This window comes from Thermohahella caldifontis (assembly GCF_041153465.1).
Classification (GTDB): domain Bacteria; phylum Pseudomonadota; class Gammaproteobacteria; order Pseudomonadales; family Oleiphilaceae; genus Thermohahella; species Thermohahella caldifontis.
The window spans coordinates 1,708,455-1,732,244 of the sequence record NZ_CP154858.1 but is presented as its reverse complement, the minus strand read 5'-3'; the positions used below and the strand labels follow the sequence as shown (position 1 = coordinate 1,732,244).

Genomic DNA, 23,790 nt, shown 5'->3' with positions numbered 1-23,790 from the left:
CCCGTTTTGGGGCACGCAGGCCCGAAAACGCATCAAAATGGATTACCCCAAAGTGGGTAGAGTGGGGGTGTGGCGCCCCAAATCAGTCCGGAAACAAGGTGGATTATGACGCAACTTGTTGAAATGACAGGGTAATACCTGGAGGTGGCGCGTTTTGTGATTGAGCAGTGAGGGAGTCTCAACTTCACCACCCAAAGGAGAGTACCATGTCAACCGGGTTCAACCTGCTCAATCTCAAGGACGCGCGTATCCGTACGCTGCATTTCAGCTGGTTCGCGTTTTTCCTCACATTCATGCTCTGGTTTTCCCACGCCCCGCTGCTCGGGCACCTGAAGGAAGCCTTCAATCTCAGCAGTGAACAGATCAAGGCCCTGCTAATTCTCAATGTGGCCCTGACCATTCCCGCGCGCATTCTCATCGGCATGCTGGTGGATCGTTTTGGCCCGCGCAGGGTGTACAGCCTGCTGCTGGCGACAGGTGCGGTGGTCAGCGCCCTCTTTGCCCTGTCCACGAGCTGGGAACAGCTGGCGCTCACACGCTTCCTGCTGGGATTTGTGGGGGCAGGCTTCGTGATCGGTATTCGTCTGGTGGGCGAATGGTTCCCGCCCGTCAGGTGGGGCTGGCTGAAGGCATCTATGGCGGCTGGGGCAATTTCGGCTCCGCAGCCGCTGCCATGACCCTGCCTTCCCTTGCACTGATCTACGGCGGCGATAATGGCTGGCGTTATGCATTGCTGTGCATCAGCGGTCTGACACTGGCCTACAGCGTGATTTTCTATCTCAAGGTGCGCAACACCCCCAAGGGTTCCGCCTATTTCAGGCCCAGAAAGAGCACCGGCCTGGAAGTCTCCTCGAAGCGTGACCTGTACCTGTATATAGCCATGAACGTGCCCATGTATCTGGCACTGGGCGTACTGGGCTGGAAACTGTCTCCGTCCGGCGTTGCCCTCATCAGTGAAAGTGCTTTCATGGTGCTGGTTGCCGGGCTGGTCGGGCTGTTTGCCTTTCAGGTTTATCATATCGTGGACGTCAACCGTGAACGCTTGCGTCAGCCGGTGCCCGAGATGGATCGCTACTCCTTTTCCCAGGTGGCGGTGCTTGACTGGGCCTATTTCGTGACCTTCGGTTCCGAACTGGCCGTGGTGTCCATGCTGCCCCTGTTCTTCATGGAAACCTTCGGCCTGGATGCGGTCAAGGCCGGCTTGCTGGCTTCGGGCTTCGCCTTCATGAATCTGGTCGCGCGGCCGGGCGGTGGCTGGATCAGTGACAAGCTGGGTCGCAAGAAAACGCTGACCGTACTGATCGGCGGGCTGATGGTGGGCTATCTTGTCCTCAGTCAGGTGGATGGCAGCTGGTGGATCCCGGTTGCCGTCCTGGCCACCATGGCCTGCAGTTTCTTTGTTCAGGCCGGGGAAGGGGCCGTGTTTGCCATGGTGCCCCTCGTGAAGCGCCGCCTGACCGGTCAGATTGCAGGGATGGTAGGTGCCTATGGTAACGTGGGGGGCGTGACCTTCCTGACGGTGCTGTCCTTCGTGGATGCCTCCACCTTCTTCCTGGTGATTGCGGGTGCGGCTGCGGTGTGCCTTGTTCTGGTGCAGTTTGTCCGCGAGCCGGAAGGCCATATTGCCGAAGTGCACGAGGATGGCCGCGTCGAACTGATTGAAGTGGCATAAACCATGTCGGATCTGAGGGTTATCGCCGGCCAGCGTTCGCTGGCCGGTCACAAGACCGGAAATGAGGACAGCCTTGCCCTCTGCATTCCGGAATCTCCGGTGATTCGCCGCAAGGGTGTGGTCGCCGTGGTGGCGGACGGCGTGAGTGCCAGCGAGTGCGGAGGTGAAGCGGCCGAGGTGGCCGTCCGGACCTTTGTGCAGGATTACTATGCGACTCCGGATACCTGGCGGGTGAAAACCTCCTTGGCGCGGGTGGTCACCGCACTCAACCGCTGGCTCCACGGCCAGTCTCTCCGGACACTGGGTGAAGCCCGGGGTTATGTCTGCACCTTCAGCGGGGTGATTCTCAAACCCGGCAGCCTGCACGTCTTCCACGCGGGTGACAGCCGTGTCTGGCGCTGGCGCGACGGCACCCTCAGATGCCTGACGCAGGATCATCATCTGGCGCTCGGAAAGGACTCGGGATACCTGACCCGTGCCCTGGGCATGGACAGTTCGCTGGAACTGGATTACCGGCACCACAGCCTCAGGGCCGGCGACGTCCTGGCGCTGACCACGGATGGCGTGCACGGCTTTTTGCCTTTGCAGACCTGGCAACGGATTCTGGAGGATGCCGCCCGGGCCGGTTCCGGAGAGGCACTGGAGGCGCTGGCGGACAAGACGCTGGAGCTTGCCCTGAATGCCGGCTCGGATGACAACCTGACCGTGCAGTTCATCCGTGTGCTGGATGCCGGTGAGGCGGCGCTGACGGAAATTCCCGGCGCAGGCCAGGTCCGGTTTCCGCCGCTTCTGGCGCCGGGTGACGTGCTGGATGGTCTGACGGTGGAGGCCGAGCTTCACGCCAGCGAGCGGGGCCAGGTCTACCGGGTCAGGGATGCGTCGGGAAATGTGTGCGTGATGAAAACACCGTCACCACGCTATGCCGATGACGCCGCCTATATCAGCCGGTTCCTGCTTGAAGACTGGGCCGGCCGGCGCGTGGACAGTCCCCATGTGGTACAGGTGCTGCCCCGGCCGGAGAGTCCGTGGCTGTACTACCTGTCGGAGTGGGTCGAGGGCGTGACGCTCGAGCAGTGGATGACCGCTCACCCCGCACCGGATATCCCGGCGGTGGTGGCCATTGTGGAGCAGCTCGTCAGGGCCGTGCGGGCCTTCCACCGACGAGACATGCTGCACGGCGATCTCAAGCCGGCCAACGTGATGATCCGGCCTGACGGGCAGGTGAAGCTCATTGATTTCGGCAGTGTCTGGATCGGCGGCATGCGCGAAGAGGAACGGCGTCCCCATGAGGGCATGCCGCTGGGCTCCAGTCGCTACAGTGCGCCGGAGTACCGTCAGGGGGCGGCCCCCACCCTGCGATCCGAGCTGTTCGCCCTGGCCGTGATGGCCTATGAGATGCTGACCGGCGCCCATCCCTACGGAGAAGCCTGGGAGGATGCGGTGTCACCGGTCAGCCTGGGCCGCCTGCGTTATGTGCCCGCCTGGTCGCACAATCCGCTGGTTCCGCCCTGGTTTGATGCCGCGCTGGCCAAGGCGCTGCGGCTTGATCCGGGGCAGCGCTACGGTGCCTTGTCCGACTGGCTGACGGATCTGAAAACACCCAACCGGACACTGGTTCCCGATGCGCCGCGCCCTCTGGCGGCACGTTATCCGGAGCGGACCTGGCAGGTCATCAGTGCCGTGCTGCTCCTGCTCTGGCTGGGGACCCTGGCGGCCTGGTTGTCCTGAGCGCTAGCACTCGAAAGGCACATGGATGTGCCCGTCCATGTACAACTGCGCCTCGCCCACAATCCGCACATGATCACCCAGTGCATGACACTCCAGCCAGCCCCCGCGCCGCGAGAGCTGACGCGCGTGCAGTTCCACCTTGCCCAAGCGCTCCGACCAGAATGGCGTCAGTGTACAGTGGGCGGAACCGGTTACCGGATCCTCGTCAATTCCCGCATTGGGTGCGAAAAAGCGTGAAACGAAGTCGCAGTACTCGCCGGGGGCAGTAATGATCACGCCCAGCGAGTTGTCCCGGCGTATCCAGTCAAGGTTGGGCCGCGCATGGAGGACGGCGGCTTCCGAGTCCAGTACCAGCATCAGATCCCGGCTGCGCAGCGCGGCACTGACGGGCTGATCCACCATGCGCTGGATGTCCGGCGTCAGCTCAACCGGCTGGGCGCGGCGGGCAGGAAAGAGCAGTGACAGCCGGTCGGTCCCTTCACGGCGCACATTGAGCTGCCCGCTGCGGGTATGAAACACCAGCTCGCGATCCTTCGCATCATACAGGTTGTAGATCACCCATGCAGTTGCCAGGGTGGCATGGCCGCACAGGTCCACTTCCTGTGTGGGCGTGAACCAGCGCAGGTCATAGCCGGTCTGTCGCGGAACGTAGAAGGCGGTCTCGGAGAGATTGTTCTCGCCGGCAATGGCGAGCAGCAGGTTGTCTGGCAACCAGTCATCCAGCGGAATGACGGCCGCCGGATTGCCGGTAAAGGGCCCGCGCCCGAAGGCATCCACCTGAAAGATGGGGCGAGTGGTGAGTGACATGGCCGAACCTCCCTTTTTCTTTTCAGCATACGCCCGTTGTGGCGGATTCTCCACAACTCTGCAGGTCTGCTATGCTGAATGATCACACACCTGTCAGGAGGGGCAGAAAGGTGCGCAGTCTGATTTACTGGATGCTGGCGGGCTGGCTGGGAATACTCGGCATGGTGCATGCTGCTGAAGAGGAAAGAGCCGGAGTCTTGCAGGTGGTGACGGAACACTCTCCGCCGCTTCAGTATGCGGAAGGTGGCAAGGTCTTCGGCCCGGCGGTGGATATTGTTGAAGCGGTGCTCAGGGAGGCCGGGCTTGCATGGCGTATACAGGCCATGCCGTGGGCGCGGGCCTACAAGACTGCAACCACGCAGCCGGATGTTCTTATTTTTTCCATTGCGCGCACTCGGGAGCGTGAACCGCTGTTTACCTGGGTCGGGCCCATTGTGCCGATACGCTACGGCCTCTATGCGCTGAGGTCGCGACAGGATATTGTCGTCGGCTCACTGGAGGATGCGAAACGTTACCTGACAGGCGTTGTCAATCAGGATGTCCGTCATCAGTATCTGCTTGGACAGGGGTTTCCCGAGGGCAAGCAATCGGGGCTTTTTCCGGTTTCGGATCAGGAGCTGAACTACCGCATGCTCTTTGCCGGAAGGATTGACCTGATCGCAATGGGCAACCTGGCCTGCCTGAGTGGCCGTGTGGAGTGCTCGAAGCTGCGCAAGGTGTTGGATCTTGAGGCGCTGGACAGTGGCCTCTATATGGCGTTTTCCAGAGGCAGCCGCCCCGGGTGGATAGACAGAGTGAGAAGCGCTTTCGCGTCTCTGCGGAACAGTGGCGCACTGCAGAAGTTGCAGGCGCCACTGGAAGGACAGCCGGAACTCAGTGATCCAGGATCTGACTGAGGAACAGCTTGGTACGTTCGTTCTGCGGATTGTTGAAGAACTCGTGCGGTTCATTCTCTTCAACGATCTGTCCCTGATCCATGAAGATCACCCGGTCAGCCACGGTCTTGGCAAAGCCCATCTCGTGGGTGACACAGATCATTGTCATGCCTTCCTCGGCCAGCTCGATCATGACATCCAACACTTCCTTGATCATTTCCGGGTCGAGGGCCGAGGTGGGCTCGTCAAAGAGCATCACCTGCGGGTTCATGCACAGACTGCGGGCGATGGCCACGCGCTGCTGCTGGCCCCCTGAAAGCTGGCCCGGATACTTGTGTGCCTGCTGAGGAATCTTGACCCGCTCCAGGTACTTCATGGCAATCTCCTCCGCCTCCTTCTGAGGCATCTTGCGCACCCAGATCGGGGCCAGGGTACAGTTCTGCAGTACCGTCAGGTGCGGGAAGAGATTGAAGTGCTGGAACACCATGCCCACTTCACGGCGGATCTGCTCGATGTTCTTGACATCGCTGGTCAGCTCCGTGCCATCCACGATGATCTGGCCGGCCTGATGTTCTTCAAGCCGGTTGATGCAGCGGATGGTGGTGGACTTGCCGGACCCGGAAGGCCCGCAGATGACGATGCGCTCGCCCTTGTAGACGGTCAGGTTGATGTCCTTCAGGACGTGGAACTGACCGTACCACTTGTTGACGTTGCGCATCTCGATCATCACCTTGCGCGAGGCGTCGGTGGTGGGTGTTGCGTTGTGTTCGCTCATGTGTGTTCTCCGGAATGCGTTCAGCGGTGGCTGGTATTCAGTTTGGCTTCCAGGCGCTGGCTGTAACGGGACATGCCGAAACAGAAGATCCAGAACACGAAGCCGGCAAACAGATAGCCCTCGGTGGCAAAGCCGGGCCAGTCCGGGTTGGTCAGGGCGGACTGAACCATGGACAGCAGGTCGAACAGGCCGATGATCAGCACCAGGCTGGTATCCTTGAACAGGGCAATGAACGTGTTCACGATCCCCGGAATCATCAGTTTCAGTGCCTGGGGCAGGATCACCAGACCGGTCTTCTGCCAGTAGCTCAGGCCCAGCGCATCCGCCGCCTCATACTGTCCCTTGGGAATGGCCTGCAGTCCGCCGCGCACCACCTCGGCCATGTAGGCGCCCTGGAACAGGGTGATACCGATCATGGCGCGGATGAGTTTGTTCAGATCCGTGCCTTCGGTCATGAACAGCGGCAGCATCACCGAAGCCATGAAAAGCACCGTGATCAGCGGAACGCCCCGCCAGAACTCGATGTAGACGATGGAAATGCTGCGGATGATGGGCATGTCCGAGCGTCGTCCCAGCGCGAACATGATGCCGATGGGGAAGGAGGCCACAATGCCCACCACGGCCAGCACCAGGGTCAGCATCAGGCCGCCCCACTTTTCCGTCTCCACGACCTCAAGGCCGAAATAACCGCCGTGCAGCAGGAAGAAGGCAATCACGGGGAAGCCTGTCAGTGCAAAGAGGGCGATTTTCCCTTTGTGGGGCACAGCCTCGATAATGAGTGCGGCAACCAATACCGCCGCCAGTGCAAAGACGATATTGACCCGCCACATCTCGGCATCGGGATAGAACCCGTAGATGAAACGATCCATCCAGGCACGCACGAACACCCAGCAGGCCCCTTCGCGGGAACAGTCGGACGCCTTGTCGCCGACAAAGTCGGCGTTCAGAATGCCCCAGTCCACGATCCAGTACACGGCCAGCCAGATCACATACAGCCCCACGAAGGTCATGATCACGTTGGGGATGGAGTTGAACAGATTGGCACGCATCCAGCCGACCACGCCCACCATGTTGCGGGGTGGTGGCAAATCCGGTTTCGGAGTAAAGGTCGACATGGTTTAACGCTCCACCAGCGCAATGCGCTTGTTGTACCAGTTCATGAAGGCCGAAGTTGTCAGACTCAGCGTCAGATACACGGACATGGTCATCAGGATGATTTCCACGGCCTGACCCGTCTGATTGAGAGTGGTGCCCGCGAAGACGGAAACCAGATCCGGATAGCCGATGGCCGTGGCCAGCGACGAGTTCTTGGTCAGGTTCAGGTACTGGTTGGTCAGGGGCGGGATGATCACCCGCAGTGCCTGGGGCACCACAATCAGCCGCAGACGCTGACTGTTGGTGAAGCCCAGTGCCAGTGCCGCCTCGGTCTGGCCATGGGACACGGCTTCAATACCGGAACGTACGGTTTCCGCGATATAGGTCCCCGTATAGATGACCAGTGCCATCAACAGCGCCATGAACTCCGGAATCACCCGGATTCCGCCGGCAAAGTTGAAGCGCTTCAGCTCGGGATATTCCCAGTGCAGCGGACTGCCCATGATCCAGTAGGTGATGAGCGGCAGACCAATCAGCACCGCCACGGAGGGCCAGAAGACCGGCAGGATCTGCCCGGTTTCCGCCTGATGCTTGTGATCCCAGCGCACGTAGGTAATGACCAGGATGATGGCCAGCACAAAGGCGGCCGTCACCCAGCCGAAGCCGTCTTCCGTGATGGGTCGCGGAATATAAAGACCCCTTACGCTGAGAAAGGCGGCTTCTCCGATGGAAATGCTGTTGCGTGCACCGGGCAGGGCTTGGAGCACCGCAAAGTACCAGAAGAAAATCTGCAACAGTAGTGGTACGTTACGGAATATTTCCACGTATGCGGTGGCGATTTTCTGGATCAGCCAGTTATGAGACAGGCGGGCAATGCCCATGATGAAGCCGAGAATGGTCGCCAGAATGATCCCAATGACGGAAACCAGTACCGTATTGAGCAGCCCCACAACAAAGGTTTTGCCGTAGGTATCGGCTTCCGTGTAGTCAATCAGTGTTTGCAGGATGCCAAAACCTGCCGGCTGACTAAGGAAATCAAAGCCGGTCGTGATGCCGCGCTTCTCCATGTTGGTCAGCGCATTGTTTGCGAGATACCAGATAAACCCGGCCACGGCCAGGGCGGCGAGCGCCTGATAGAATATGCCCCGGATTTTCGGGTCATTCCACCATTTGCCGGTTTTGACGGGTTTGACCTGCTGTTGAGGATCGGATTGCACGCGCAACTCTCCTATACAGGCTTGAAACAGGCGTTACGTAAAGGAAAAGGCGGGCCCGGGGCCCGCCTGACGGTATGGCTTAGCGAATGGGCGGTGCGTACTGAATGCCACCCTTGTTCCACAGGGCATTCAGGCCGCGCTCGATCTTGAGTGCGGAGTTCTTGCCCACATTGCGGTCGAACATTTCGCCATAGTTACCCACTTGCTTGACGATGTTGTAGGCCCAGTCGGAGGACAGACCCAGCATCTTGCCCATCTCACCGGCGGTGCCCAGCAGGCGCTGAATGTTCGGGTTGCTGGACTTTTTCATTTCGTCCACGTTCTTGGAGGTGACACCCATTTCTTCAGCATTGATCGTTGCAAACAGGGACCACTTGACGATGTTGAACCACTCGTCATCACCCTGACGGACCACCGGGCCCAGCGGCTCCTTGGAAATGACTTCCGGCAGGATCACGGCCTTGGACGGGTTGGCCAGCTTCAGACGCAGTGCGTAGAGCTGAGACTGGTCGGAAGTCAGCACGTCACAGCGGCCGGACTCGAAGCCCTTGACAGTCTGGTCCGACGTATCGAAAACCACGGCGTTGTACTTCATGCCGTTTTCACGGAAGTAGTCAGCCAGGTTGAGTTCCGTGGTGGTACCGGCCTGGATACAGACGGACGCACCATCCAGCTCCTTCGCGCTGGAAACCCCCAGGTCCTTGCTGACCAGGAAGCCCTGACCGTCATAGTAGGTCACGCCGGCAAAGTTCAGGCCCAGGGAAGCATCACGGGTGAGGGTCCAGGTGGTGTTCCGGGACAGCACATCCACTTCACCGGACTGGAGGGCAGTAAAGCGCTCCTTGGCGTTCAGGGGAACATACTTGACCTTGCTGGCGTCGCCCAGAACGGCTGCGGCAACGGCCTTGCACACGTCCACGTCGATGCCCACCCAGTTGCCTTTCTCATCCGGGTTGGAGAAGCCCGGCAGACCGGTGCTGACACCGCACTGCACGAAGCCCTTCTTCTTCACCGCGTCCAGGGTTGCACCGGCATGTGCAGCCGTGGAAGCCATGAAACCGACAGCGGCAACCGCCGTAACGAGAGCTTTGATTTTTTTCATGTGTGTTCCTCATTGTTTGTTGTTATGGTGTATCTCACCGGAGACAGCGTACCCCAACTTGTGGCAATTGTGGCGCTGAAATTGAGGCAATTTCGGAAATTACCTACCGGTTTTGCTGTGTGATCCGGACGGTCCCGGGCCAGGGCGGACTTGCGGAGCGATGTGTCCTCCGGCGTGGTCATGGGGTACCATAGGCGCTTTCTGAAATCTGTCCGGAGAAAACTGATGTCTGTTCCACCCGCAGAACCGGCTGCCCGAACTGCGCCCTACCACCACGGCAATCTGCGTCAGGCACTGCTGGAAACCGGGCTGGCTCACCTGGAAACACTCGGGCCCGACAAGATCAGTCTCAGAGCGCTGGCACGTGATATCGGTGTCTCGCAGACGGCACCCTACCGGCATTTCCGTGACAAGTCCGCCCTGCTGGCTGCCCTGGCTGCGGAAGGATTCCGGCGCCTGAAGACGACCACCGAAAATGCGGTGGAGCAGGCAGAGAGTCACGAAGACCGGATGGTTGAGGGCGGGCTGGCCTATATCCGCTTTGCCCGTGCGCAACCGGCACTCTACAAGCTGATGTTCGGGCCTGTGCTGGCCGAGATGGCGCAATTCGAGGATTTGCAGCAGGCCGGGCACGAGGCCTTCGGCGTGATCGTGCGCATCGTGCGGCCGGCCATCGAGGCGGGAGCCTTTGACGCTGGCGACCCCATGATCGCCGCCCAGACGGCCTGGGCACTGGTACACGGACTGGCCAGCCTGGCCATTGACCGGCAGCTCGGGCGCCACGACAGCGAGCAGGCACTGGAGGCGCGTCTGCGCGCTGCACTCAGGCTGGCTCTCAAGGGGTTCTCTGCCTGAAAAATACGCTATACTGATTCCGGGCAGGGAGCAAGCAGGGATCGGTCATGCGTGCCGGGGGCGTCTTTTTCAAAATCTATTCAGTGTTCCTGGCACTGACGGCCGCGATCGCGCTGGCCTTTTATGCCTACACCCTGCCGTGGGTGCGCGAGCAGCTTCTGGAGCAGGAGCGTCGTGCCAACCAGGTGCTGCTGAACAATACCGTTGAGGTGGTCCGTGGCTACCAGCGCGAGCTGGAAAGCTGGCGCGAACAGATGCTTGAGGCCCGCAAGCAGCTCCTGCGCGAGCGGGTCCGCAGCGCCGCCCGTCTGGTTTCTTCATTGGCAGGTTCCGGCCGTCCGCGTGAGGTGCTGTCCCGGGAAGTGGTGCGATTGCTGGCTTCCCTTGGCGGCCCGGATGACTATATCTGGGTGACCGATTACGCTTACCGGCCTGTCTATCATCCTTACCTGCAGCCTTCGGCCGGCAGCGGCAGTATGGTGGACCTGCTGGCGCATGCCGAGCGGATTCTGCCCCGCCTGGTGGATCTGGCCAGACAGGAGGGCGAAGGTTTCACTCAGTATCGCTGGCCCCGGCGACCGGGATTGCCCGAGGAACCCAAGCTGAGCTATGTGCTGGATGTCCCGGCCTGGGGCTGGGTGATGGGCAGCGGTGTCTATCTCTCCGATCTTGAAAAGGCCGTTGCGACACGCCGCCAGCGGCAACTGGAAGATATCCGGGCCTTGCTGAAGGCCACACCCATTGGCGGGGCCGGTTATATCTACGTTTTTGACGGGCAAGGGCGCATGGTGGTCCATCCGGACCCCGCTCTCGAAGGCATGGATGTCAGCACCCTGAAAGACCCTGCGACCGGCAAGCCGCTGGCGGCAGAGATCATGGCCGCGGCGCGGGATGGCGGCGTGCTCGAATATCAGTGGAACCGGCCCGGTGATCCGGACAATTACAGCTACTGGAAAATCGCCTGGGTGCGCTATCTGCCGGAAGCGGACTGGTACATTGCCACGTCGGTCTACCGGGCCGATCTGTTTGCCCATGCGGATGCGCTGATTCAACGCATTGTGGTGATGGCTACAGCCGTCATGGTGATTCTTGTGCTGGTTGCCGGGATTCTGGCGCGCCGATTCAGCCGGCCGCTGGAGCACATGGCCGAGGTTGCCACCCTGATTGCCAACGGCCGGCTGAGTGAGCGCCTCGAGGTTTCGCGCCACGACGAGGTGGGGCGTTTTGCCGCCGCCTTCAATCGCATGGTGGATCGCCTGCACAACGCGCTCACGGCCCTTGAAACGGAAGTGGAAATGCAGACGCGCGAGCTTCGGGCCCGCGTGGAAGAGTTGCGCCAGCGCACCCGTGACGAGGCGCTGATCAGCCGGATCCTGACCACCGTGCAGCAGGCAGAGGATGAGATGCAGGCGTGTGAAGCGCTGGCACGGTCGATCGCGGACTGGAGTCCCGGATCCTCCGGGGTGATCTGGATCCGGCATGCGGGGCAAGAAGACTATTTGCGGATGGCTGCCCGCTGGGGGCACGTCGAGCCCGGGCGCCAGGTGCTGCGCCTGAAGGAGTGTCCGGCAGCGCGTCTGGGCGGCATTCATGAACAGTGCGGTACGGCCGGTCAGCAGGTGTGCGGGTGCCCGAAGCAGGACGAAGCGGGGGTCTCCCTGTGCTTGCCGGTCAGCTACGACGGGGTGATCCGTGCCGTGGTTGAGCTGGTCTTCGATGAGAATGCCGTGCCGGACAGCCTCGCACGCAAGCGGCTCAGGGGGCGCCTGGAGCGCATTGTCAGGCCGCTGGGCATGGCCCTGCACAACCTGCATCTGCGCCAGCGGCTCAGGGATCAGAGTATCCGGGATGGCCTGACCGGGTTGTACAACCGGCGCTTTCTGGACGACCGGCTGGAGGCGGAGATCCGGCGCTGTGAAAGGGCGGGGGTACCGCTGGCCATCCTGCTGGTTGATGTGGACTTCTTCAAGCATATCAATGATACCTGGGGCCATCCGGCGGGAGACCAGGTGCTCATCAAGCTTGCAACGCTGATGCAGACCTCCGTGCGGGAGTCTGATCTGGTCTGCCGCTATGGTGGCGAGGAATTTGTGCTGGTGCTGCCGGATATTCAGCCGGACCAGGCCGTTGAGCGGGCCGAGGCGCTGAGGCAGCGGGTGGAGAATACCGCATTTGTCATCGACGAGGCCGGCACGCGCCTGAATCTGACCCTGTCCGTTGGTGTGGCCTGGTATCCGGCCATGGGGTGTCGTGGGGGCCAGATCATCCGGGCCGCCGATATTGCGTTGTATCGGGCCAAACGCGGCGGGCGGAACCGGGTCGAGGTTGCGGAGGCAGTCGAGGATCCGGAGGACCGGCAACCGGCCTCCGGCGATCACGCGAGCCTGCCGCTCAGCAGTGAACAGCGCGAAGCGGTCCTGCCCCCGGCGGGGCAGGACAACGGATCATGACGCTCAGCCCAGCTTCGTATAGGGTGGCAGTCTCTTTTCCACCAGCTGGTTGCGCAGCCTGACGTAGCGGGGAATGCCGCCGGCAAAGTCCGGATACGCCTCGCCCTGGATCAGGGGGGACAGGTATTCACGGGCTGCATCGGTAATCCCGAAACCATCATCGCTGATGAAGTTTCCGGGCATTTTCTTCTCCACGTTGGCCACCTCGGAAAGGGGCGCATGGCCGATGGACCAGCGGTAGGGGGAACTGCTCTCGCGCACGATCACCGGCATGATGGCGTTATGACCGGCCACGGCCAGCTCCACGGCCGCCTGGCCGACGGCATAGGCCTGCTCGAGATCCGTTGCCGAAGCAATGTGCCGTGCCGAGCGCTGCAGATAATCCGCGACCGCCCAGTGATACTTGTAACCCAGTTCATCCTTGACCAGCCGGGCCAGCTTGGGCGCGACACCGCCAAGTTGCTTGTGGCCGAAGGCATCGGTCGAATCCGCCTCGGACAGGAAGGTGCCGTTGGCATACTGGGCGCCTTCGGATACCACGACCGTACAGTAACCGTCACGTTTGACCGCAGCATCCACCCGGGCCAGGAAGGCGGTTTCGTTGAAGGGCACTTCCGGGAACACGATCACCTGCGGTGCCGGGTCTGCCAGCCCGCCGGCGGCGGCGATCCAGCCCGCATGGCGCCCCATGACCTCCATGATGAACACCTTGGTGGAGGACTCGCACATGGACTGGATGTCCAGTGTCGCTTCCATCACCGAGACTGCCACATACTTGGCCACCGAGCCGAAGCCGGGGCAGGTGTCGGTGATGGGCAGGTCGTTGTCCACGGTCTTGGGGATGCCGATGCAGCGGATGTCATAGCCCATCTTTTCGGCTATCTGGGACACCTTGTGGGCGGTATCCGAGGAATCGTTGCCGCCGTTATAGAAAAAGTAGCCGATGTTGTGAGCGTCAAAGACTTCGATCAGACGTTCATACTCGGCCCGGTTGGCTTCCAGGCTCTTGAGCTTGTAGCGGCAGGAACCGAATGCGCCGCCGGGGGTGTGCTTCAGCGCGGCAATGGCCTCGTCCGGTTCGAGGCTGGTGTCGATCAGCTCTTCGCGCAACGCGCCGATGATGCCGTTGCGGCCGGCGAATACCTTGCCGATGGCTTCAGGATACTTGCGTGCGGTTTCCAGTACACCGCAGGCGGAAGCATTGATCACGGCGGTCACGCCACCGGATTGCGCGTAGAACGCGTTCTTGACTGACATGATGTGGGCTGCCCTCTCACTTGCACTCTGGCCGCGAATCATACTGGAATTGCCTTCAGATTTCATGCCCCCCGGCACGCGGATTTTGCGCTGATGTCTGGTCACCCGGGGGGAGGGTAGGCCATAATGGGATGACCATTCAGTCAGGGAAACGATTCATGCATCTGCACTTTCTCGGGATTTGCGGCACCTTCATGGGCAGCCTTGCGCTGCTGGCCCGTGAGCTGGGATATCGTGTCAGCGGGTCGGACGCCAACGTCTACCCGCCCATGAGTACCCAGCTGGAAAATGCCGGTATCCGGATCAGTGAAGGCTGGCGTCCCTCCCATCTGGAGCCGGTTCCGGATCTGGTGGTGATCGGCAATGCACTCGGCCGCGGCAATCCGCTGGTGGAACATGTGCTGGACCGGGGGTTGCCCTATACGTCAGGCCCCCAGTGGCTGTCTGAGCATGTGCTGCGTGACCGTTGGGTGCTCGCCGCCTCCGGCACCCACGGCAAGACGACCACCGCCTCCATGCTGAGCTGGATACTCACCTACAATGGTCTGGCACCGGGCTATCTGATCGGCGGGGTGCCGCGCAACTTCGAGGCGTCGGCGGCCTTGGGCGATTCGCCCTTTTTCGTGATCGAGGCCGATGAATACGATACCGCCTTTTTCGACAAGCGCTCCAAGTTCATTCACTACCGGCCCCGCACGCTGATCATCAACAACATCGAGTTTGATCACGCGGACATCTTCGACACCCTGGGTGACATCGAGCGTCAGTTTCACCATCTGGTGCGGACGCTGCCCTCCACCGGACAGATCATCCACCCCGCGGATGATCCGGTGATCGACCGGGTGCTGGCCCGGGGCTGCTGGAGCGAGCGCCAGCCTTTCCGGGTGGCGGCCAGCCCAGGTGCGGACGGGGATGATGAGCTGCCCTGGATCCGGCCCGAGTCCCCCGATGGGCGTGCATTTACGGTCTGGCGCGGAAGCACCTGTCTGGGTGAGGTGAACTGGAAGCTGACCGGCCAGCATAACCTGCACAATGCCCTGGCCGCCATCTTGGCTGCGCGGCATATCGGTGTACGCGAGACCCATGCCTGCCAGGCCCTGAGCGCCTTTGAAGGGGTGGCGAGACGGCTTGACCGGCTGGCCGAGCGTCACGGCGTCGTTGTGTATGATGATTTTGCCCACCACCCGACCGCGATTGCCACCACATTGGCCGGACTGCGTGCCGCCTGCCCGGATCAGCAACTGGTGGCAATCATTGAACCCCGCTCCAACACCATGAAGATGGGGGTGCACGGACAGGCGCTGCTTGATGCGACAGAGGTGGCCGATGAAGTGATCTGGGCCAACCTGGGCGGCCACGACTGGCTGGCCGGCCTCCTGAACGCTGCAGGCCCAAGACACCGGATACTGACCACGGTGGAGGCCATCCAGGCACGGATCCGCGAGCTGAAAGGGCCGGCGCAGGTTGTACTCATGAGCAACGGCGGATTTGCCGGTCTGCCGGGATGGGTGCGCGACGTTTGGGGGCGCGAGGCATGACCGCGGCGCCTTCCGAAGTCACGCTGGCCATTACCGGCGCTTCCGGTTTCCAGTACGGCTGGCGGCTGCTGGACGTCCTGCTTTCGGCCGGCATTCAAGTGCATCTGCTCCTCTCCCGGGCGGCCCATGTGGTGGCCAGCGAGGAAGCGGATATCAAGTTGCCGGGACAGGCGGCCGCACTGGGCGAGGCCATCCGGGAGGCGTTCCCGGGCCGTCCGGGGACCGTGCGGGTCTGGGGGCGGGAAGACTGGCTGTCTCCCGTGGCGTCCGGTTCGGGCGCGCCCACCACCATGGTGGTCTGCCCCTGCAGCACCGGCACACTGTCCGCAATTGCCTGCGGTGCGTCCGACAACCTGATCGAGCGCGCTGCAGATGTGGTGCTCAAGGAGCGCAAGCGCCTCATTCTGGTGGTGCGGGAAACGCCCCTGTCCAGCCTGCATCTGGAGAACATGCTGAAACTGTCCCGGGAAGGCGTCGTCATTCTGCCGGCTGCCCCGGGCTTCTATCACAAACCGCAACGTGTGGAAGACATGATTGATTTCATTGTCGCCCGGATACTGAATCAGATTGGGGTGCCGCATCAGCTCATGCCGGCCTGGGGTCGGGAGGGCAGGGCATGACCGGCGCCATTGACTGGTCCGCGACACCGGCGGCCATCTGGCGGTCGGCCTCGCAAAAGCTGCGCCCGGTGCGCACCATCGACCCGGTGCGCCTGGATGACCTGCTGGGCATCGAACACCAGAAGGCCGCGCTGGTGCGCAACACGGAGCGTTTCCTCTCCGGCCAGCCCGCCAACAATGCGCTGCTCTGGGGGGCGCGTGGTACCGGAAAGTCCTCGCTCATCAAGGCCTTGCTGAATGACTACTTCCGGCTCGGCCTGCGTGTCATTCAGGTGGACAAGGACGACCTGCTGTTCCTGCCGGAAATCGTCGATACCATCCGCGACGATGTCCACCGCTTCATCATCTATTGTGACGAGCTGTCCTTTGATGCCGGCGAGAAAACCTACAAGGGGCTGAAATCCGTGCTGGAAGGCTCCATCGAGTCACCCCCGGAAAATGTGCTGGTCTATGCCACCTCCAACCGCCGCCACCTGTTGCCCGAATACATGTCGGAAAACCGGGAGGCGCGCATGGTGGAAGGGGAGTTGCATCCCGGCGAGGCCATTGAGGAGAAGATCAGCCTGTCCGACCGCTTCGGGCTCTGGTTGTCCTTCTACCCCTTCACGCAGGATGAGTACCTGGCCATTATCGACCATTATTTCCGGGACTGGCAAGGTGACCGGGAAGCCCTGCACAAGGCTGCGCTGCGGTTTGCCCTGGAGCGTGGTGTCCGCAGTGGCCGCACGGCGTGGCAGTTCTACCGGACCTTTGAGGCGTAAGGGGATGCCCGGCCTCCTCGCATTCCTGTGAGCTATGCAATCCATTCCGTGCCATGATGCAAAATGCGCATGGCACCATACGTAACTTCGATTGACGCCTGCCCCCCGTATCCACACACTGCACCGGTACCCGTTTTTTCCATAACAACGACAGGGGGCAACATGCACTCACGACACATGACCCGTTGGCTGACGGCGCTGCTGACAGCCGTTGTGCTGGTGATCCCGGGGCTCGCGGCAGCCAAGCAGGTGCTGCGCGTCGCCAATATGGGTGAGCCGGCTTCACTGGATCCGCACTTCATGAGCGGAACCTGGGAAAACAATATCGCAGGCGAAATGTTTCTGGCACTGCTGACCGAAGACGCGAAGGGCGACGCCATTCCCGGCGCGGCAGAGAGCTGGACCATTTCCGAAGACGGCAAGACCTATATCTTCAAGCTCCGCGATCATCAGTGGTCCGACGGTACGCCCGTGACCGCGAAGGACTTCCAGTATGCTTTCCGTCGGGTGCTGAACCCGGAAACCGCAGCCGAGTATGCGTCCTTGCTGTACATTATCAAGAATGCCGAGGCTGGCGTCTCCCCATTTTTTACCCCGGCCCCGTGGCGAGAGAACCATTTCGGGCAAACAAGTCATCAATCAGACTTCGTGTTTTTCGTTTGCGCCAAAGTGGCCAGAACAGCACCCGTGCACCTCTGAACAGGTTCTGCCATCCCTTGAGCAGGCTGTAGAACGGGAACTTAAGCGCCTTGTCCGGCTTTTGCCGGCGTGAACTTCTGATCAGACAGCTATCCCGGTCCTGCCAGACGGCAAGCAGTCCCCAGGCCAGACTCGCCAGCGCAACCAGATTCTGAAGTGTGGTGAAGCGCCGTGCCGGTACAGACTCCAGCGCAAAGCCCTGCTTGGTAAAGCGGTAGCCTTCCTCGCAGGCCCAGCGGTCCATGTAGGCATGTATCATGCGCTCTCCCTGTCGCCTTCCGCGCACCGGACGCGTGGTAACCAGCACCAGAGGCTCCGGGCGGTCATGGCGGACGACAATCATCCACAAGGGGCTGTCCGGATGCTCTCGCAGCATCACCCGGGTGATACCAAACCTGACGCGGGGGCCTCCCCGTCTGAGCTGCCCCTGATGCTTCAGCGGCAGTTCACGGGCAATCTGCTGCGCTGTTTTATGGCGGTCCCGCCAGCACCAGTAGCGCTGATTGGCCGCTCTGACCAGCACCTGGCGCTCACACCGGATCCAGGCATCCCACAGGATGCCCCGGTCGCCTCCCCGGTCTATCACCCAGAGCAGATCCTTCCGGATATGCCGGCTCACTTCATCCATCACCGAGAGAATGTCATGGTTCTCGCTTCTGAATGCCGTGCGCCGCGGGGTATTCAGGCGGGTCAGCAACGGCAGCGTCTTCCCGCGCCGGACATCCCGTGCCACCACGGTCATCAGCGGATATCCGCCGACAATTTCTCCGGTATCGCCGTCCCTGACGCGGCCCCGCCATTCACTTTTCGGTGCGCCGTCACGGTTCAGATCGCCCGGATCAATGGCCAGGATCATGTCCTGCGTGACGTGCCGGCTGACGTGCGCAAGCTGCACCTGCTCTGCGGCCCAGGCCACTTCACTGTGTCCGGCCAGCATGCGGGAGATGCGCTTCTGGGTATGGTGCAGTCTGCATGGCTCATTGAGTGTGCGGGCAATCTCTGCCTGCGTGAGGGAACCGGAAGTGAGGATGCCGAAAGTGACCTCTGCCATGAGTTTTCTCACAGGCCGTGTGATCTGTTCAGGTGCCTGGTCAATCAGGCTGCAGAGGCGGGCTTTCCATTTTGTCCGATCTGTGGCATGGTAAGGCATCGGGGTTTTCCTTTGGGTTCAGTGACTTATAGGCAATCACATTGTACCTGGAGGGAAACCCCGATTCCGTTACCACATCACGTTTTTCCCCTTAAAGTCAAAAGGTTGAATGGCACCTTCTGAAAAAATGGGGAGACGTCAGTGCCGAGGCGGTGAATACCGGCAAGCTTCCGGTGGATCAGCTGGGCGTCAAGGCGCTGGATGACAAGACCCTGAAGATCGAGCTGGTGGGTCCGGCCCCCTATTTCCTCAGCCTGCTGACCCACTACACGGCCTATCCTCTGCCGGCGCATGTGGTGGAAAAATACGGCAAGGACTGGACGAAACCGGAACACATGGTTTCCAATGGCCCCTACACGCTGGTGGAGTGGTTGCCGAACACGCATGTGAAGCTGGCCAAGAATCCGAAGTTCTACGATGCCGCCAACGTCGCCATTGACGAGATCATCTACTACCCGCAGGAAGACCGTGCCGCAGTACTCAAGCGCTTCCGTGCCGGTGAGGTGGACATCACCCGTGACTTCCCGAGTGATCAGATCGACTGGCTGAGAAAGAACCTGCCGGAAGAAACCCGTATTGCCCCCTACCTGGGCACCTATTACTACCCGATCAACACGGCCAAGGCACCGTTCAATGATGTACGGGTGCGCAAGGCGCTGTCCATGGCGGTCAACCGTGAAATCCTGACGGAGAAGGTGCTCAAGACCGGTGAAATTCCGGCATACAGTTTCGTTCCGCCTGGCACCGCCAACTATGGCGAGCCCGCCTACGTGGACTGGAAGGGCCTGTCCTTTGGCGAGCGCATCAGGCAGGCAAAGGCACTGCTGGCCGAGGCCGGTTTCGGTCCGGACAACCCGCTGAAATTCCAGCTGCGCTACAACACCTCTGAAAACCACAAGCGCATTGCCATTGCCGTGGCTCAGATGTGGAAGCAACTGGGCGTGCAGGTGGAACTGTTCAACAGCGAAGTGAAGGTGCACTACGCGGATCTCAAGCAGGGCAACTTTGATGTGGCCCGTGCCGGCTGGATCGCCGACTACAATGATGCCCAGAATTTCCTCTACCTGCTGGAAACCCGTACCGGGGCCAATAACTACGGGCGTTACTCCAACCCGGAGTTTGACCGCCTGATGATGGAAGCGGAAAAGACCGCAGATCTGAAGAAGCGTGCTGACCTCATGCGCAAGGCCGAGGCCCTGGCCATGGCGGACCAGCCCATCATTCCGATCTACTACTACGTGTCCAAGAACCTGGTCAGCAAGCGGGTTCAGGGCTGGCAGGATGCCGTCAATGACATCCATCGTGCACGCTGGATGTCCCTGAAGTAATCACGGCATATCAGGCGGGCGGGCTCCGGCCCGCCCGTTTTCTTGTTTGAAAAGCTGAGAGTGGTATGTCATGGCAGGTTATTTCCTGAGGCGGTTGCTGACCGCGATTCCAACATTGCTGGTGATCATCACCCTCGCATTCTTCATGATGCGTGCCGCCCCGGGCGGGCCCTGGGACAAGGAGCGGCAGCTCCCCCGGAGATCGAGGAAAACATCAAGAAGGCCTACAACCTCGACAAGCCACTGATCGAGCAGTACTTCGATTACGTGATCAACGTGGCTCAGGGGGATTTCGGGCCGTCCTACAAGTTCCGGGATTTCACCGTGACGGATCTGATCATGGGCGGCTTCCCGGCCAGCCTTCAGGTCGGCGGCATGGCCATTCTGCTGGCGCTGGTGATCGGCATCACCCTGGGGACCTGGGCTGCACTCAAGCGTAATTCCTGGGTGGATTATTCGGTGATGGGGATCGCCATGACCGGAATTGCCATTCCCAACTTCGTCATGGCACCCATCCTGACGCTGATCTTTGGTGTTTACCTCTCCTGGCTGCCCGTGGCCGGCTGGGGTGAAGGGCAGTGGATCAACAAGATTCTGCCTGTCATTTCACTCGCGCTGCCCCAGATCGCCTACATTGCGCGGCTGACCCGTGGCAGCATGATCGAGGTATTGCACAGCAACTACATCCGCACCGCCTATGCCAAGGGGCTTCGCGAGCGGCTGATTCTGGCCCGTCATGCGGTCAAGGGTGCCATGCTGCCGGTGGTGTCCTACCTGGGGCCGGCCACGGCAGCCGTGGTCACGGGGTCGGTGGTGATTGAAACCATTTTCGACATTCCCGGCATTGGCCGGTACTTCGTTCAGGGCGCCCTGAACCGGGACTACCCCGTGGTGATGGGGACAGTCATTTTCTATGCGGTGCTGATCATCGTCCTGAACCTGGTGGTTGATCTCATCTATGGCTGGCTGGACCCGAAGGTGCGCGTTCATGATTAAGAAGAAGCAAGACAGGCTTGAGGCATTGCTGGAACAGGCTGAGCGTGAGATCAAGGGGCGCAGTCTCTGGGATGATGCCTGGCGGCGCCTGATGCAGAACAAGGCGGCGGTGGTGTCCATGGTCATTCTGGCCATCATCACCCTGATGGCCATTCTGGCGCCCTGGCTCAGTCCTCATCCCTATGACGAAATCTACTGGGACCGGATTCAGGTACCGCCCGATTTCGAGCACGCACACTGGTTCGGTACGGACTCCAACGGGCGTGACCTGTTTGTCCGCGTGCTCTACGGGGCGCGGGTTTCCCTGATGGTAGGGGTGCTGGCCACCTTGGTCAGCCTGATCATCGGCGTCACCTACGGTGCCATCGCCGGCTACTTCGGCGGGCGCATCGACAACATCATGATGCGCTTCGTGGACGTCATGTATTCCCTGCCGTTCATGTTCTTCGTCATCCTGCTGATGGTGATCTTCGGGCGCAACATCTTCCTGATCTTCATTGCGTTGGGGGCCGTGGAGTGGCTGACCATGGCGCGTATCGTGCGCGGCCAGACGCTGTCTGTCCGCCGCAAGGAATTCATCGAGGCGGCCCATGCCTGTGGTGTGCCGAACCGGGTCATCATCTTCCGGCACATCATTCCCAACGTGCTCGGTCCGGTGGTGGTATACGTGACCCTGACCGTTCCCCAGGTGATTCTGACCGAGAGCTTTCTGTCCTTCCTCGGGCTGGGTGTTCAGGAGCCGCTGACCAGCTGGGGCGTGCTCATCTCCGAAGGGGCGCGCCTCATGGAGACGGCACCCTGGATGCTGATCTTCCCGGCCATTTTCCTGGCCACCACGCTGTTCTGTTTCAACTTCATCGGAGACGGTCTGCGCGATGCGCTGGACCCGAAAGACAGGTGATTGCATGACCGAACCCCTGCTGAAAGTCGAAAAGCTCAACACCCGGTTCAGCACGCCCGAAGGCGAGGTGCGTGCGGTCAATGACCTCAGCTTTGAACTTTACCCCGGCGAAAGTCTGGGCATCGTCGGCGAGTCCGGTTCGGGCAAGACACAGGTCTTCCTGTCCATCATGGGGCTGCTGGCCGAGAATGGCCGGGCGACCGGACGCGTGGTCTTTGGCGGCAAGAACATTCTCGGGCTGCCGGCAGACGCCCTGAACCGCTACCGTGGCTCGCGCATGTCGATGATCTTTCAGGATCCCATGACCTCCCTCAATCCCTTCCTGAAAGTCTCCCGTCAGCTGACCGAGGTGCTGGTGGAACACCAGGGCATGAGCGAAGAGGCGGCCCGGGCTCGCAGCATCGAAATGCTGAAGAAGGTCGGCATTCCCGAGGCGGAAAAGCGCTTCGACATGTATCCGCATGAATTTTCCGGCGGAATGCGCCAGCGCGTGATGATTGCCATGGCGCTCCTGTGTCAGCCCGAACTGCTGATTGCCGACGAGCCGACCACGGCCCTGGATGTCACCATTCAGGCGCAGATTCTCAAGCTCATGCGCCAGCTCAAGTCCGAGTTCAATACCTCCATTGTCATGATCACTCATGATCTGGGGGTGGTGGCCGGTCTGTGTGACCGGGTGCTGGTGATGTACGGCGGTCGTGTGGTGGAAACCGGCCCGGTTGACGAGATCTTCCGTGATCCCCGGCACCCCTACACGAAGGGGCTGCTGGCTTCCATGCCGCGCCTTGACGAGGCGGGCAAGAGCAGTCTTTACGCCATTCCGGGGCAGCCGCCCAACCTCCAGCGCCTGCCTCTCGGTTGCGCGTTCAACCCCCGCTGTGCCTACGCCGACGACCGTTGCCGGCGGGAGCGACCGGAGCTGGAAAAAGTTGGTGAACACCGTGCCCGTGCCTGCTTTCGCGAGGAGCTGTGATGATGGAACCCTTGCTCAAAGTCCGTGACCTCAAGGTGCACTTTCCCGTGGACAAGGGCGGCCTGATGCGTCGCAAGACCGTCACGCTCAAGGCCGTGGATGGCGTGTCGTTCAATGTCATGCCCGGCGAAACGCTGGGTATTGTCGGTGAGTCCGGCTGCGGCAAGTCCACACTGGGTCGCGCCATCCTGCAGTTGATTCCGCCCACCGAAGGTCAGGTGCTCTGGTACGGCCAGGATCTGACCCGCATGGACAAGGCGCTGCTCCGTGCCCAGCGGGAGAACCTGCAGATCATCTTTCAGGATCCTCTGGCCAGCCTCAACCCGCGCATGACCATCGGCGACATCATTGCCGAACCCCTGCGAACCTTCCACCCGGAGCTGGGCAAGGACAAGATCCGGGAGCAGGTCAAGGAAATGATGGCCAGGGTGGGGCTGATGCCGGAGATGATCAACCGCTATCCCCACGAGTTCTCGGGGGGCAGTGTCAGCGCATCGGCATTGCCCGGGCCATGATTCTCAAGCCTCGCCTGATTGTTTGTGACGAGCCGGTGTCCGCTCTGGATGTCTCCATTCAGGCACAGATCATCAACCTGCTGATGGCGCTTCAGGAGGAGTACAACCTGTCCCTCATCTTCATCAGTCACGATCTGTCCGTGGTGCGCCATATCAGCCACCGGGTGATGGTGCTCTATCTCGGACACATCATGGAGCTGGCGGACAAGGACAGCATCTATGCCGATCCGAAGCATCCCTACACCAAGGCGCTCATTTCTGCCGTCCCGCTCCCGGATCCGGAGCTGGAGCGCAACAAGGAAATCATCGAGCTGGAGGGGGATCTGCCCAGCCCCATCAATCCGCCGACGGGCTGCGTGTTCCGTACCCGCTGCCCCTTTGAGGAGCCGCGCTGTGCGGAGACGCGACCGCATCTGGACGTGGTGAGCGACGTCCATGAAGTGGCCTGTCTGCGCTGGCGGGAGCTGTAACGTCTG

20 protein-coding genes and 2 pseudogenes are annotated in these 23,790 nt (G+C 61.1%); 15 read left to right on the top strand and 7 right to left on the bottom strand.

Annotated elements, in window-relative coordinates; all coding sequences use genetic code 11:
- Nucleotides 1-206: 206 nt before the first annotated feature.
- A pseudogene (locus AAIA72_RS08450) lies at nt 207-1,672 on the top strand (NarK family nitrate/nitrite MFS transporter).
- A gap of 3 nt (nt 1,673-1,675) precedes the next feature.
- The gene (locus AAIA72_RS08445; RefSeq protein ID WP_369599885.1) at nt 1,676-3,400 is read left to right on the top strand and encodes a protein phosphatase 2C domain-containing protein; all 1,725 of its coding nucleotides are present in this window, start codon (nt 1,676-1,678) and stop codon (nt 3,398-3,400) included.
- A 3-nt stretch (nt 3,401-3,403) separates the two neighbouring features.
- Here the strand turns inward: AAIA72_RS08445 and AAIA72_RS08440 are convergent, their stop codons facing one another.
- Nucleotides 3,404-4,207 (bottom strand): PhzF family phenazine biosynthesis protein, encoded by an 804-nt coding sequence (locus AAIA72_RS08440; RefSeq protein ID WP_369599884.1) that lies wholly within the window; start codon nt 4,205-4,207, stop codon nt 3,404-3,406.
- 110 nt (nt 4,208-4,317) lie between these two features.
- Here AAIA72_RS08440 and AAIA72_RS08435 point away from each other — a divergent pair, with 110 nt between their 5' ends.
- Entirely contained in the window at nt 4,318-5,103 is a 786-nt protein-coding gene (locus AAIA72_RS08435) for a substrate-binding periplasmic protein (RefSeq protein WP_369599883.1), read from the top strand.
- Here AAIA72_RS08435 and AAIA72_RS08430 read toward each other — a convergent pair.
- From AAIA72_RS08430 to AAIA72_RS08415, 4 genes are all read right to left on the bottom strand, one after another.
- Nucleotides 5,081-5,809: an amino acid ABC transporter ATP-binding protein gene (locus tag AAIA72_RS08430; protein ID WP_369602986.1), complete on the bottom strand. Its 729-nt coding sequence runs from the start codon at nt 5,807-5,809 to the stop codon at nt 5,081-5,083. The genes AAIA72_RS08435 and AAIA72_RS08430 overlap by 23 nt on opposite strands.
- A 68-nt stretch (nt 5,810-5,877) precedes the next feature.
- Nucleotides 5,878-6,972 carry an amino acid ABC transporter permease gene (locus AAIA72_RS08425; protein WP_369599882.1) on the bottom strand — a complete coding sequence of 365 codons (1,095 nt, stop codon included), beginning with the start codon at nt 6,970-6,972 and terminating at the stop codon, nt 5,878-5,880.
- Between the two features lie 3 nt (nt 6,973-6,975).
- The gene (locus AAIA72_RS08420) at nt 6,976-8,103 is read right to left on the bottom strand and encodes an amino acid ABC transporter permease (protein ID WP_369602985.1); all 1,128 of its coding nucleotides are present in this window, start codon (nt 8,101-8,103) and stop codon (nt 6,976-6,978) included.
- A gap of 145 nt (nt 8,104-8,248) precedes the next feature.
- Complete coding sequence (locus AAIA72_RS08415) at nt 8,249-9,271, bottom strand: amino acid ABC transporter substrate-binding protein (RefSeq protein WP_369599881.1); 1,023 nt, start codon at nt 9,269-9,271, stop codon at nt 8,249-8,251.
- 225 nt (nt 9,272-9,496) lie between these two features.
- Here AAIA72_RS08415 and AAIA72_RS08410 point away from each other — a divergent pair, with 225 nt between their 5' ends.
- Complete coding sequence (locus tag AAIA72_RS08410) at nt 9,497-10,126, top strand: TetR/AcrR family transcriptional regulator (RefSeq protein WP_369602950.1); 630 nt, start codon at nt 9,497-9,499, stop codon at nt 10,124-10,126.
- A gap of 47 nt (nt 10,127-10,173) precedes the next feature.
- Complete coding sequence (locus tag AAIA72_RS08405) at nt 10,174-12,576, top strand: diguanylate cyclase (protein ID WP_369602949.1); 2,403 nt, start codon at nt 10,174-10,176, stop codon at nt 12,574-12,576.
- A 3-nt stretch (nt 12,577-12,579) separates the two neighbouring features.
- On the opposite strand, the gene AAIA72_RS08400 is transcribed toward AAIA72_RS08405, so the two are convergent.
- Complete coding sequence (locus AAIA72_RS08400) at nt 12,580-13,833, bottom strand: 6-phosphofructokinase (RefSeq protein WP_369602948.1); 1,254 nt, start codon at nt 13,831-13,833, stop codon at nt 12,580-12,582.
- Nucleotides 13,834-13,991: 158 nt separating this feature from the next.
- Between AAIA72_RS08400 and mpl the strand changes: the two genes are divergently transcribed.
- The 4 genes from mpl (at nt 13,992) to AAIA72_RS08380 (ending at nt 17,451) form a co-directional block, all read left to right on the top strand.
- On the top strand, nt 13,992-15,371 hold the full coding sequence (gene mpl, locus AAIA72_RS08395) for a UDP-N-acetylmuramate:L-alanyl-gamma-D-glutamyl-meso-diaminopimelate ligase (protein WP_369602947.1): 1,380 nt from the start codon (nt 13,992-13,994) through the stop codon (nt 15,369-15,371).
- The gene (locus tag AAIA72_RS08390) at nt 15,368-15,991 is read left to right on the top strand and encodes a flavin prenyltransferase UbiX (protein WP_369602946.1); all 624 of its coding nucleotides are present in this window, start codon (nt 15,368-15,370) and stop codon (nt 15,989-15,991) included. The genes mpl and AAIA72_RS08390 overlap by 4 nt, the downstream gene beginning before the upstream one ends.
- On the top strand, nt 15,988-16,752 hold the full coding sequence (locus AAIA72_RS08385; RefSeq protein WP_369602945.1) for an ATP-binding protein: 765 nt from the start codon (nt 15,988-15,990) through the stop codon (nt 16,750-16,752). The genes AAIA72_RS08390 and AAIA72_RS08385 overlap by 4 nt, the downstream gene beginning before the upstream one ends.
- A gap of 162 nt (nt 16,753-16,914) precedes the next feature.
- Nucleotides 16,915-17,451 carry an ABC transporter substrate-binding protein gene (locus tag AAIA72_RS08380; protein ID WP_369602944.1) on the top strand — a complete coding sequence of 179 codons (537 nt, stop codon included), beginning with the start codon at nt 16,915-16,917 and terminating at the stop codon, nt 17,449-17,451.
- On the opposite strand, the gene AAIA72_RS08375 is transcribed toward AAIA72_RS08380, so the two are convergent.
- The gene (locus AAIA72_RS08375) at nt 17,342-18,502 is read right to left on the bottom strand and encodes a hypothetical protein (protein ID WP_369601481.1); all 1,161 of its coding nucleotides are present in this window, start codon (nt 18,500-18,502) and stop codon (nt 17,342-17,344) included. The genes AAIA72_RS08380 and AAIA72_RS08375 overlap by 110 nt on opposite strands.
- 251 nt (nt 18,503-18,753) lie before the next feature.
- Between AAIA72_RS08375 and AAIA72_RS08370 the strand changes: the two genes are divergently transcribed.
- The 6 genes and pseudogenes from AAIA72_RS08370 (at nt 18,754) to AAIA72_RS08345 (ending at nt 23,784) form a co-directional block, all read left to right on the top strand.
- Nucleotides 18,754-19,929, top strand: a complete 1,176-nt coding sequence (locus tag AAIA72_RS08370) for a peptide ABC transporter substrate-binding protein (RefSeq protein ID WP_369602943.1) — start codon at nt 18,754-18,756, stop codon at nt 19,927-19,929.
- 70 nt (nt 19,930-19,999) lie between these two features.
- Nucleotides 20,000-20,925 (top strand): annotated as a pseudogene (gene oppB, locus AAIA72_RS08365) (oligopeptide ABC transporter permease OppB).
- Nucleotides 20,918-21,826: an oligopeptide ABC transporter permease OppC gene (gene oppC / locus AAIA72_RS08360; RefSeq protein WP_369602942.1), complete on the top strand. Its 909-nt coding sequence runs from the start codon at nt 20,918-20,920 to the stop codon at nt 21,824-21,826. Before oppB ends, oppC begins: the two are co-directional and overlap by 8 nt.
- A 4-nt stretch (nt 21,827-21,830) precedes the next feature.
- Nucleotides 21,831-22,799, top strand: a complete 969-nt coding sequence (locus AAIA72_RS08355; RefSeq protein ID WP_369602941.1) for an ABC transporter ATP-binding protein — start codon at nt 21,831-21,833, stop codon at nt 22,797-22,799.
- Nucleotides 22,799-23,314, top strand: a complete 516-nt coding sequence (locus AAIA72_RS08350) for an ATP-binding cassette domain-containing protein (RefSeq protein WP_369602940.1) — start codon at nt 22,799-22,801, stop codon at nt 23,312-23,314. The genes AAIA72_RS08355 and AAIA72_RS08350 overlap by 1 nt, the downstream gene beginning before the upstream one ends.
- Complete coding sequence (locus AAIA72_RS08345; protein WP_369602939.1) at nt 23,311-23,784, top strand: oligopeptide/dipeptide ABC transporter ATP-binding protein; 474 nt, start codon at nt 23,311-23,313, stop codon at nt 23,782-23,784. The genes AAIA72_RS08350 and AAIA72_RS08345 overlap by 4 nt, the downstream gene beginning before the upstream one ends.
- Nucleotides 23,785-23,790 lie beyond the last annotated feature (6 nt).

Coding starts and splice junctions, on each gene's coding strand:
- AAIA72_RS08430 (WP_369602986.1), bottom strand. CDS start 5,809: ATGATCGAGATGCGCAACGTCAACAAGTGGTACGGTCAGTTCCACGTC.
- AAIA72_RS08415 (WP_369599881.1), bottom strand. CDS start 9,271: ATGAAAAAAATCAAAGCTCTCGTTACGGCGGTTGCCGCTGTCGGTTTC.
- AAIA72_RS08385 (WP_369602945.1), top strand. CDS start 15,988: ATGACCGGCGCCATTGACTGGTCCGCGACACCGGCGGCCATCTGGCGG.
- oppC (WP_369602942.1), top strand. CDS start 20,918: ATGATTAAGAAGAAGCAAGACAGGCTTGAGGCATTGCTGGAACAGGCT.
- AAIA72_RS08425 (WP_369599882.1), bottom strand. CDS start 6,972: ATGTCGACCTTTACTCCGAAACCGGATTTGCCACCACCCCGCAACATG.
- AAIA72_RS08440 (WP_369599884.1), bottom strand. CDS start 4,207: ATGTCACTCACCACTCGCCCCATCTTTCAGGTGGATGCCTTCGGGCGC.
- AAIA72_RS08405 (WP_369602949.1), top strand. CDS start 10,174: ATGCGTGCCGGGGGCGTCTTTTTCAAAATCTATTCAGTGTTCCTGGCA.
- AAIA72_RS08355 (WP_369602941.1), top strand. CDS start 21,831: ATGACCGAACCCCTGCTGAAAGTCGAAAAGCTCAACACCCGGTTCAGC.
- AAIA72_RS08375 (WP_369601481.1), bottom strand. CDS start 18,502: ATGGCAGAGGTCACTTTCGGCATCCTCACTTCCGGTTCCCTCACGCAG.
- AAIA72_RS08410 (WP_369602950.1), top strand. CDS start 9,497: ATGTCTGTTCCACCCGCAGAACCGGCTGCCCGAACTGCGCCCTACCAC.
- AAIA72_RS08345 (WP_369602939.1), top strand. CDS start 23,311: ATGATTCTCAAGCCTCGCCTGATTGTTTGTGACGAGCCGGTGTCCGCT.
- AAIA72_RS08350 (WP_369602940.1), top strand. CDS start 22,799: ATGATGGAACCCTTGCTCAAAGTCCGTGACCTCAAGGTGCACTTTCCC.
- AAIA72_RS08400 (WP_369602948.1), bottom strand. CDS start 13,833: ATGTCAGTCAAGAACGCGTTCTACGCGCAATCCGGTGGCGTGACCGCC.
- AAIA72_RS08380 (WP_369602944.1), top strand. CDS start 16,915: ATGCACTCACGACACATGACCCGTTGGCTGACGGCGCTGCTGACAGCC.
- AAIA72_RS08390 (WP_369602946.1), top strand. CDS start 15,368: ATGACCGCGGCGCCTTCCGAAGTCACGCTGGCCATTACCGGCGCTTCC.
- mpl (WP_369602947.1), top strand. CDS start 13,992: ATGCATCTGCACTTTCTCGGGATTTGCGGCACCTTCATGGGCAGCCTT.
- AAIA72_RS08445 (WP_369599885.1), top strand. CDS start 1,676: ATGTCGGATCTGAGGGTTATCGCCGGCCAGCGTTCGCTGGCCGGTCAC.